Origin of the sequence: Elioraea sp. (assembly GCF_051860475.1) — a bacterium.
Lineage (GTDB): Bacteria > Pseudomonadota > Alphaproteobacteria > Acetobacterales > Acetobacteraceae > Elioraea.
This window is the reverse complement of record NZ_JBHYDW010000021.1, coordinates 31,955-41,678: the sequence shown is the minus strand read 5'-3', so window position 1 is coordinate 41,678 and position 9,724 is coordinate 31,955. Positions and strand designations below refer to the sequence as shown.

Annotated in this window: 9 protein-coding genes; 5 read left to right on the top strand and 4 right to left on the bottom strand. The window is 70.6% G+C overall.

Annotation, left to right across the window (positions count from 1 at the left end; translation table 11 throughout):
- Positions 1 to 137: 137 nt before the first annotated feature.
- A complete protein-coding gene (locus ACTIFU_RS06380) occupies positions 138 to 1,733 on the bottom strand; it encodes an ABC transporter substrate-binding protein (protein ID WP_439577457.1) in 1,596 nt (531 codons plus the stop codon).
- Positions 1,734 to 1,807: 74 nt separating this feature from the next.
- Between ACTIFU_RS06380 and ACTIFU_RS06375 the strand changes: the two genes are divergently transcribed.
- From ACTIFU_RS06375 to ACTIFU_RS06360, 4 genes are read left to right on the top strand one after another with little or no spacing between them, the layout of a single operon-like run.
- On the top strand, positions 1,808 to 2,518 hold the full coding sequence (locus tag ACTIFU_RS06375; protein ID WP_439577456.1) for a creatininase family protein: 711 nt from the start codon (positions 1,808 to 1,810) through the stop codon (positions 2,516 to 2,518).
- On the top strand, positions 2,511 to 3,548 hold the full coding sequence (locus tag ACTIFU_RS06370; protein ID WP_439577455.1) for a ketopantoate reductase family protein: 1,038 nt from the start codon (positions 2,511 to 2,513) through the stop codon (positions 3,546 to 3,548). Before ACTIFU_RS06375 ends, ACTIFU_RS06370 begins: the two co-directional genes overlap by 8 nt.
- Entirely contained in the window at positions 3,545 to 4,300 is a 756-nt protein-coding gene (locus ACTIFU_RS06365; protein WP_439577454.1) for an SDR family NAD(P)-dependent oxidoreductase, read from the top strand. Before ACTIFU_RS06370 ends, ACTIFU_RS06365 begins: the two co-directional genes overlap by 4 nt.
- Positions 4,300 to 5,718 (top strand): dipeptidase, encoded by a 1,419-nt coding sequence (locus ACTIFU_RS06360; RefSeq protein ID WP_439577453.1) that lies wholly within the window; start codon positions 4,300 to 4,302, stop codon positions 5,716 to 5,718. The genes ACTIFU_RS06365 and ACTIFU_RS06360 overlap by 1 nt, the downstream gene beginning before the upstream one ends.
- 39 nt (positions 5,719 to 5,757) lie before the next feature.
- Here ACTIFU_RS06360 and puuE read toward each other — a convergent pair whose 3' ends face one another.
- From puuE to ACTIFU_RS06345, 3 genes are all read right to left on the bottom strand, one after another.
- Entirely contained in the window at positions 5,758 to 6,690 is a 933-nt protein-coding gene (gene puuE, locus ACTIFU_RS06355) for an allantoinase PuuE (RefSeq protein WP_439577452.1), read from the bottom strand.
- A complete protein-coding gene (gene pdxY, locus ACTIFU_RS06350; protein ID WP_439577451.1) occupies positions 6,687 to 7,538 on the bottom strand; it encodes a pyridoxal kinase PdxY in 852 nt (283 codons plus the stop codon). The genes puuE and pdxY overlap by 4 nt, the downstream gene beginning before the upstream one ends.
- A 108-nt stretch (positions 7,539 to 7,646) precedes the next feature.
- The gene (locus tag ACTIFU_RS06345) at positions 7,647 to 8,918 is read right to left on the bottom strand and encodes a M20 family metallo-hydrolase (RefSeq protein ID WP_439577450.1); all 1,272 of its coding nucleotides are present in this window, start codon (positions 8,916 to 8,918) and stop codon (positions 7,647 to 7,649) included.
- Positions 8,919 to 9,087: 169 nt separating this feature from the next.
- Here ACTIFU_RS06345 and wrbA point away from each other — a divergent pair, with 169 nt between their 5' ends.
- Positions 9,088 to 9,684, top strand: coding sequence for an NAD(P)H:quinone oxidoreductase (gene wrbA, locus ACTIFU_RS06340; RefSeq protein ID WP_439577449.1), 597 nt, complete (start codon positions 9,088 to 9,090; stop codon positions 9,682 to 9,684).
- Positions 9,685 to 9,724: the final 40 nt, after the last annotated feature.

The following is a 9,724-nucleotide window of genomic DNA, read 5'->3' as shown; positions in this document are numbered from 1 at the left end:
CCCCACCCTCCCCGGCGCCTCCACCCCCCCCCCCCCCGCGCCGCCACCCCCCCGCGTGGGCGGGGGGGGGGGGGTGGGGGGGTCGCGGCCCGCGCTCCCCCCCCCCCCCCCCCCCCCGTGCGAAGAAACATCTAGGACTAGGAACGCGGCCGGATGAAGTAGGGCAGCGTGTCCTCGTCGGCGCGCGGGGTCCAGCTGAGGTTCGCCTTGCCCGCCCATACGGTCGGCAGCGTGACGATCGGGATCTGGCCCCGGTCTGCCACCGCCATCGCCTGCGCCTTCTGGAACAGGCTGCGGCGCTTCTCCTCGTCCATGGTGTGGAGCGCCTCGGCGATGATCTTGTCGAGCTCCTCGTTGCAGTAGTGGCTGTTGTTGAACGGACCGAGCCGGCCGCCCGGCTTGCGGCAGTGCACGAAGCCGGAGAGCGAGTAGCCGGCCTCGCCGGTGAGCGTGCCCCAGCCCGCCATGGTGATCGGGTAGTCGCCGCGCGTGCGGGCAGGGAAGAAGATCGTGCGCGGCTGCGCGTTCACCTGCACGTCGAGCCCGATGCGCGCGAACAGCTGGCCCAGTGCCTGGCAGGTGGCGCCGTCTCCCGGCAGGCGGTCGGACGAGCAGTAGAGCGGGAAGCGGAATCCGTTCGGGAATCCCGCCTCCGCCAGCAGGGCGCGTGCGCGTGCGGGATCGTGCGGCAGCGGCTTGGCGTCCGGATCAGCGCCGAACATGTAGTTCGGCATGAGCTGCGCGGCCGGCGTGGCGTAGCCCTCGAACACGGACTGCACGATGCCCTGCCGGTCGATCGCAAGGCTGAGTGCCTCGCGCACGCGCGGATCGAGGAAGGGGTTCTTCGGCAGCGTGTTGCCCTGCCTGTCGGTGATCATGCGCATCGCCGGCAGCGACATGTCCTCGCGCATGTCGGGGTAGAGCAGGAATGTGTAGATGCTCTCACCCTGGAACACGGCCATGTTGCGGTCACGCTTCAGTCGCGCGATGTCGCTCACCGGGACGTAGTTGACGAAGTCGACGCGGCCCGAGAGCAGCCCGGCGACGCGCGCGGCGTCGTTCGAGATCTCGACCAGCGTGACGCGCGACCACGCGGCGTCGCCACGCCAATGGCCCGCCACGCGCTCGACCACCAGATCGCCTCGTGGGGTCCAGGAGACGAAGCGGAATGGCCCGGTGCCGATCGCGGCCTGGCCCGAATTGAACTCGGCGGTCTTGGCCTCCCGCGGGATGCGCGAGGAGACGATGAACATCCGCGTCATGTCCTGCGGCAGGGCCGCGTGCGGCGCGTTCGTGGTGATGCGGATCGTGTGATCGTCGACCACCGAGACGCCGGAGATGGTGCGCGTGTAGAGCGTGAGCCCACCATCGGGGCCGGCGGCGCCGGGTACACGCTCGATCGAGAACTTCACGTCGGCCGCCGTGAACGGGCTGCCGTCGTGGAACGTCACGCCCTCGCGGAGCTTGAACTCCCAGGTGGTGTCGTCGATCACGCGCCACGACACCGCCAGTCCCGGCTGAACCTGGAGGTTCTCGTCCACCCAGACCAGGGTGTCGAACATGTTCTTCACGGCGGCGGCATGGTTGCCGAGCGCCATGTAGGCGGGGTCGATCGCCTCGGGCCCGGCGCGCACGCCGACGCGCAGCTCCTGCGCCGACGCGGCGCCCGCCCAGGCGAGAACGGCCGCGGCGGCAAGTAGCCGCAGGCGGCGGAAGGGTTTCGTAGGTGTCATGGTCCCGTCTCCCCGTTGACCTGGTGACGGGGGAGCGTAGCCTCCGCCCCCTTGGCCGCAAGAGGGAATTCCGAGTGCTGATCCGCGAGGCGAACTGGATGCGGGTGGAGGCGTGGCTCCGCCGTGACGATCGCTGCGTGCTGCCGATCGGCTCGACCGAGCAGCACGCGCAACTCAGCCTGGCGGTGGATGCGATCCTCGCCGAGCGCGTTGCGGCGGAGGCGGCGGAGCCGCTCGGCGTGCCGGTGTTCCCCGTGATGCCCTACGGGCTCGCGCCCTATTTCATGGCCTATCCCGGCACAGTGAGCCTGCGCGTGAGCACGCTCCTCGCGGTCGTGGGCGACATCCTCGACAGCCTGTTCGCGCACGGCTTCCGGCGCATCCTGATCATCAACGGCCATGGCGGGAACAACCCGGTCGACGCGTTCTGCCGCGAGTGGGTCTGCGCCAAGCCCAACGGCACGCGGGTGCGCTTCCACAACTGGTGGAACGCGCCAAAGGTGTGGGCAGCGGTGCAGGCGACCGACCCGGTCGCGAGCCACGCCTCCTGGATGGAGAACTTCCCCTGGACCCGCCTCGCCGGCGTCGCCGTGCCGGACGGGGCGAAGCCGCCGGTGGGCACTGCGGCGATGGTGCAGCGTCCCGCCACCGAGATCCGCGCGATGCTGGGCGACGGCAACTTCGCCGGGCGCTACCAGCGGCCGGACCAGGAGATGCTGGCGATCTGGCGGGTCGCGGTCGAGGAGACACGGACGCTGATCGAAACGGGGTGGGGTGATGCCTGAGGAACCGATCCTGATCTGGGGCGCGGGCGCGATCGGCGGCACGGTCGGCGCGTTCCTCAAGCGCGCGGGGCACGACGTCACCTTCGTGGACATCGTCGCGGAGCACGTCGCCGCGATCAGCGACCCCGCGCGGGGGCTTCGCATCACTGGGCCGGTGGCCGAGTTCCGTGTGGCCGCGCCGGCCTTCACGCCGGGCGAGCTCACGGGCACCTGGCGCAAGGTGTTCCTCTGCGTGAAGGCGCACCACACGGCGGAGGCAACCCACACACTGCTGCCGCATCTCGACGCCAAGGGCTTCGTGCTCAGCCTGCAGAACGGGCTGACCGAGCGGATCATCGCCGGTATCGCCGGGCCGGCTCGGACCGTGGGGGCGTTCGTCAATTTCGGCGCCGACTGGCACGACCCGGGGGAGGTGATGTATGGCAACCGCGGCGCGGTGGTCATCGGCGAGATCGACGGGCTGATCACCGGGCGGCTCGAATCGCTGCACCGCACGATGCTCGACTTCGACGATGCCGCGATCATGACCGACAACATCTGGGGATACCTCTGGGGCAAGCTCGCGTACGGCGCGATGCTGTTCGCCCAGGCGCTCGGCCAGGACAGCATCGCAGGCAGCCTCGGCAACCCGCGGCTGTTCGGTCTGTGGCGCGCGCTGGGCTCCGAGGTGATGGCGGTGGCCGCCGCCGAGGGCATCACGCCCGAGGGCTTCAACGGCTTCGATCCGAGTGCGTTCATGCCTGGCGCGAAGGAAGCAGGCGCACGTCGCTCGATCGACACAATGGTGGCGTTCAACCGCACCAGCACCAAGACGCATAGCGGCGTCTGGCGCGACCTCGCGGTGCGCAAGCGGCGCACGGAGGTGGATGCGCAGATCGCCCCGATCGCCGAGATCGGCGCCACGCACCGCCTCGCCTGTCCGCTGACCACGCGGCTGGTCGAGATGATCCATGAGATCGAGGAGGGGCGACGCCCGATGACCGACGACAACCTGCTGGAACTCGCCGCCCTCGTGGGGCAGCCGGCATGATCGTTCGCTTCGACGGCCGTGTCGTCGCGGTGACCGGCGCGGGGCAGGGCATCGGTCGGGCGATCGCGCGCGGCTTCGCCGAACGCGGCGCACGCGTGTTCGCCTGCGACATCGATCCGGATGCGCTGGCGGTCGCGCGCCGCATCCCCGGCATTGCCACGGAGGTGCTCGACCTCACCGATCGGGTCGCGGCGGTGGCGTGGATCCGCAAGGTGGAGGAGGCAGGCGGCGGCGCGGTCGATGCGCTGGTGCACACGGCAGGCGGCGTGCGCGGCCAGACCGGGCGGCCGATCGAGCAGATCACGCCGGAGGACTGGGATGCGATCGTCGCGATCAACCTCACCGCGGCGTTCACCGTCAGCCAGGCGGTTGCACCGGCGATGAAGGCGCGCTGCAGCGGGCGGATCATCCTGATCTCGTCGGGCGCCGGACTCGGCGTGTCGAAGACCGGCATCCAAGCCTATGCGGCGGCTAAGGCGGGCGAAATCGGCCTCTCGCGCCAGCTCGCGCACGAACTCGGCCCGTTCGGCATCACGGTGAACAGCGTCGCGCCGGGGTTCATCCTGTCGAACCCCTCGACCATGCGGCAATGGGCGGCCTATGGCGAGGCCGGCCAGCGCGCGCTGGTGGCCGGCATCGCCGCGCGAAGGCTCGGCACGCCCGAGGACATCGCCCACGCGGTGCTGTTCCTCGCCAGCGACTACGCCGCCTACATCAACGGACAGACACTCAGCGTGGACGGAGGGAAGTGATGGATGCGCGCGTGACCGACGGCGTCGAGGGCTGGATCGCGCAGAACCGCGAGGCGCTCTGGAACGACTATCTCGACCTGGTGCGCATCCCTTCGGTGTCCGCCAAGCCGGACCATGCCGAGCACGTGCAGCGCGCGGCCGCGTGGGTGGCGGAGCGCTGCCGGCGGATGGGGCTCGAGAACGTCGAGATCTGGCAGGAGGGCGGGCAGCCGGCGGTCTATGCCGACTGGCTGCATGCCGAGGGCGCGCCGACGATCGTCATCTACGCGCATTTCGACGTGCAGCCGCCCGAGCCGCTGGAGCTCTGGACCAGCCCGCCCTTCGAGCCGACCGTGCGCAACAACCGCGTCTATGCGCGCGGCGCCTCGGACGACAAGGCTGGATTGTTCATCAGCCTCGCAGCCCTCGAAGCGTGGATGCGGACCGAGGGGCGGCTGCCCTGCAATGTGCGCGTGTTCTACGAGGGCGAGGAAGAGATCGGCAGCCCCTCGCTTGCCGCCATCCTGGCCAAGCACAAGGGCAAGCTGAAGGGGGAGCTCGTGCTGTCCGCCGATGGCGGGATGCTGTTCGAGGACAAGCCGGACGTGTCGCTCTCGACGCGCGGCATCTGCAAGCTCGAAGCGATCCTGCGCACCGCGGCGAAGGACCTGCACAGCGGCAGCTTCGGCGGCGCGATCGCGAACGCGCCGCTGCTGCTCGCGCGGCTGGTCGCGACGCTGCACCACGACGACGGCCGGGTGGCGGTCGAGAACTTCTACGACGGCGTGCGTGAGACCACCGACCGTGACCGCGCCGATTTCGCCGCGGTGCCGTTCAACGAGACCGCGTTCTGGCGCGAGATCGGCGCGCACGGCATCTGGGGCGAGGCGAACCGCTCCGTGCTGGAGAAGATCTGGCTGCGCCCGACGCTGGAGATCAACGGCCTCTGGGGAGGCTATCAGGGCGAGGGCTCAAAGACCGTGCTGCCCTGTGAGGCGCATGTGAAGATCACCTGCCGGCTGGTCGCCGGCCAGGACCCGGCGAAGGTCGCGGCGGCCGTCGCGGCGCATCTGCGCGCGCATTGCCCCGCGCTCGCCACGCTGGAGATCAAGTCCACGGGCGGCGGCGCGGGTGCTTACGAGATCGCGGCGGATCATCCGGCCATCGGCGCGATCGAGGGCGTGCTGGAGGAGGTGTACGGGGTCAGGCCGTTCCGCTCGCGGCTCGGCGGCACGCTGCCGCTCTGCGCCCAGTTCAAGTCCGAGCTCGGGCTCGACACGATCCCGATGGCGTTCTCGACCGGCGACGAGGACTACCACGCGCCGAACGAGTTCTTCCGGGTGGCGAGCTTCGATCGCGGGCTGAAAGCCTGGGCGCGCGTGTTCCCGGCGTTGGCGCGGATGGAGCGGCCCTCACCCATCGATCCGGCTGCTGAGTGAGGGAACGAGCGGCGCCAACACCTCGCCGCTCCCGATGTGTCACGCTGCCGGGTAGGTCGCGCGCCAGTGCCGCGCGATCTCCACCCGGCGGCACAGCCACACCCGGTCGTGCCGCTGCACGTGGTCGAGGAAGCGCATCAGCCCCGCGAACCGTCCCGGCCGCCCGACCAGACGGTTGTGCAGCCCCACGCTCATCATCTTCGGCCGCCCATCGAGCCCCTCGCGGTAGAACACGTCGAAGGCGTCGATCAGATAGCGCGCGAAATCCTCGCCGGTGTTGAAGCCCTGGGCGACGCCGAAGCGCATGTCGTTGTTGTCGAGCGTGTAGGGCACGATCAGTTCCGGCTTGCCGTTCACCCGCTCCCAGTAGGGCAGGTCGTCGGCGTAGGAGTCGGCGAAGTAGAGGAACCCGCCCTCCTCGGACAGCAGCCGGCGGGTGTTGGCCGAGAACCGCCCCGTATACCAGCCGAGCGGGCGCGATCCCGTCATCGTCGTCTGCAGCCGGATGCTCTCCGCGATGTCCGCGCGCTCCTGTTCCTCCGGCATGTCGCGGTACTCGATCCACCGGCAGGCATGGGACGCGATCTCCCACTCCGCCTCGACCATCGCCGCAGCCGCCTCGGGGTTGCGCGCGAGCGCCATTGTTACCGCGTACACCGTCAGCGGAATGCCGCGCGAGGTGAACAGGCGGTGGATGCGCCAGAACCCCGCGCGGCTGCCATACTCGTACTGGCTCTCGACGGAGAAGGCGCGCTGGCCGACCAGCGGCTGCGTGCCGACCACCTCGGTCAGATACGCCTCCGACGCCGCGTCGCCGTGCAGGATGTTGTTCTCGCCTCCCTCCTCGTAGTTCAGCACGATCTGTACCGCGATCGCGGCACCCCCGGGCCATTGCGGGTCCGGCGGCGTGCGGCCGTAGCCGACCATGTCGCGCGGATAGCCGGACGTGCGGGGATCGTAGGGGTTGGTCATGACAGGTGCTCCGGGGTGAACAGCCGCGAGGGTGCCACAAGTTCCGCTTGCGCGGCGATCAGCGCCATCTCCTCGCGCCCCGCTGCGACGGTCGCGGCCAGCACGCCATGGAGCGACGAGACCGCGCGGGAGAGACAATCGGCGAGCGGCAGCCCGGCGAGCGTGTGGGCCAGGAACAGCGCCGCGATCACGTCGCCCGTTCCGCGCCCAAGGATCGGCAGGAGCGGCACGCGCACCCGGTACGCCGTGTCCGCGTCGAGCGCGAGCACATCGACCGCATCCGCCGGTGTGCCCTCGACATGCAGCGAGGTGACCAGAAGGCGCTTCGGCCCGCGCGCCATCATCGCCCGCGCCGCGTCGCGCAGCGCGGGCAGGGTGCGGGTCTCGCGCCCCGTGAGCCAGTCGAGCTCGAAATGGTTCGGTGTCAGGATGTCCGCCGCGGGCACGCAGCGGTCGCGGAAAAACTCGGGGATGCCGGGGCGGACGAACACGCCTCGGCCGACATCGCCGATCACCGGATCGCAGCACCAGACCGCGCGCGGGTTGGCGCGGATGAGGCGGGCATGGGCATCCAGCACCACTGCGCCGATCGCTGCGTCCCCCATGTAGCCGGTGAGCAGCGCGTCGGTGTCGGTCAGTGCGCCGCGATCGTCCACGCCGGCGACGACGTCGCGGACCAGCGCGGGATCGACGACCTTGCCACGCCAGGCGCCGTAGCCGGTGTGGTTGGAGAACAGCACCGTGTGCACGGCGATCACCTCGGCGCCGAGGCGCTGCAGCGGGAACACCGCTGCGGCGTTGCCGGCATGGCCGTGGGACACCCAGGATTGGATGGAGAGGATCTTCACGGAGGACTCCAGGCAAGAACCCGGGGGACCACGCTGGTCCCCCGGACCCCCTGCATCTGGTGGCCGCTCCGGTTGGTCGCGGCCGCCCTCCAGGGGGTCCGGCGGGCCTTACGGCCGCCCGGCAAGTTTGATGATGGCCTCTGTCAGCACCCGCGCGCCGTTCGCGCACTGAGCCGGCTCCGCGTACTCGCCCGGGTGATGGCTCACGCCGTTCCGGCACGGGATGAAGATCATGCCTGTCGGACACACCGGCGCCAGGAACTGCGCGTCGTGGAACGCCCCTGACGGCAGACGGATCGCCTTCAGCCCCAGCGCCGCCGCGGCACGCGCCACCGCCTCCGGCACCGTCGGTCCGAAATCCGCGGGCCACGCTGTGAACCGCTCATGCACCCGCGCCGTGCACGTCCGCAGCGCCGCCTGCACCACCCCTGGAATCGCATCGCCGCGTGGCCGCAGCACCCCCTCGTCCGGATGGCGGAGGTCGATCGTGAACACCACCCTGCGCGCCACGCTGTTCGACGTCCCCGGCTCCACCGTGACGGAGCCGACCGTGAAGCGCAGCACGTCGGACGGATCGTGCATCAGTACATTCAGCGCCGTGATCGCCCGTAGCGCATCCTGCACCGCATCCTTGCGAAGCGATAACGGTGCCGTTCCGGCATGATCGGTCCGCCCCTCCACCGTCACCGTGAACCAGCGGCTGCCCTGGATGCCGGTCACGACGGCGACGTCCTGGCCCTCGGCCTCCAGCCGCGGTCCCTGTTCGATATGCGCCTCGATGAAGGCGTGCGGCACATAGCCCAGCGGCCGCCGCGCGAGGTCCGCCTCCTCGGCCAAGTGCTGCGCCAGCGCATCGGCATAGCGCACCCCGTCGGCGTCGACGATGCCGTCGAACGCGCTCATCGGCTTGAAGCCGGTGAAGCTCATGCTGCCCGTGCAGCCCGGCGCGAACCGGCCCCCCTCCTCGTTGGTCCAGGCCACCACCTCGACCGGCCGATGCGGCCGCGCGCCCGACGCCGCGAGCGCCTCGATCACCTCGAGCCCGGCCAGCACGCCGTAGATGCCGTCGAACCGCCCGCCCTGCGGCTGGCTGTCCATGTGGCTGCCGGTGAGCACCGGCGCGAGCGACGGATCCGCCCCCTCCCAACGCAGGAACAGATTCGCCGCAGGGTCGACCGACACCGACGCCCCGGCCGCCTCCGCCCAGCCGATCAGCAGCCGCCGCGCCTCGCGATCGAGCGCGGACAGGCACGGCCGATTCACGCCCTGATCGCCCTCCGGCGTGGCGAATCCGCCGATCCGCGCCATCGCCATCAGGCGGTCCCACAGCCGGCTCTCGCTCACCGCCGCGACGACGTTCGGTGCCGTGACCCCATCCATGGACCGTTCTCCGCGCCCGAGATGCTGGGCGGACCGTGCACGATGCGCCGGGCCTTGCCAACGGGGCGGGATGCATCGGCAGGGCCGATCGGCACCATCGCCCAGCCGACATGGACCAGCGGCCCGCGTCCGGCCAGATAGCGCCCGAGGCAACCAACGGGAGCGGATCATGGCGAAGGTGCTTGTCCTCTACTATTCGATGTACGGCCACGTGGAGACGATGGCGCAGGCGGTCGCGGCCGGGGCGCGCGAGGCCGGTGCGACCGTGACGGTCAAGCGCGTGCCGGAGCTGATGCCGGCCGAGGTCGCGAAGGCCGCCGGCGCCAAGCTCGATCAGGCCGCGCCGATCGCCACGGTCGAGGAACTGCCCGACTACGATGCGATCGTGTTCGGCGCGCCGACACGCTTCGGCAACGCCGCCGCGCAGATGCGCAACTTCCTCGATCAGACCGGCGGGCTCTGGTACCAGGGCAAGCTGTTCGGCAAGGTCGGATCGGTGTTCACCTCCACCGCCGTCGGCGGCGGCAACGAGAGCACCATCCTGACGCTGATGGTCACGCTGCTGCACCACGGCATGGTCTATGTCCCACCCGGCTACGCCGCGCCGGAACTCTCCGACATCTCGGTGATGAAGGGTGGCAGCCCTTACGGCGCCGGCATGATCGCCGGGCCGAAGGGCGAGCGTCAGGCGCTGCCACAGGAGCTGGCGGTGGCGACCTTCCAGGGCAGGCGTGTCGCCGAGGTGGCGGCGAAGCTTTTCGGCTGACCGCCGCGGGGGGGGGGGGCCCCCCCCCCCCCCCCCCCCC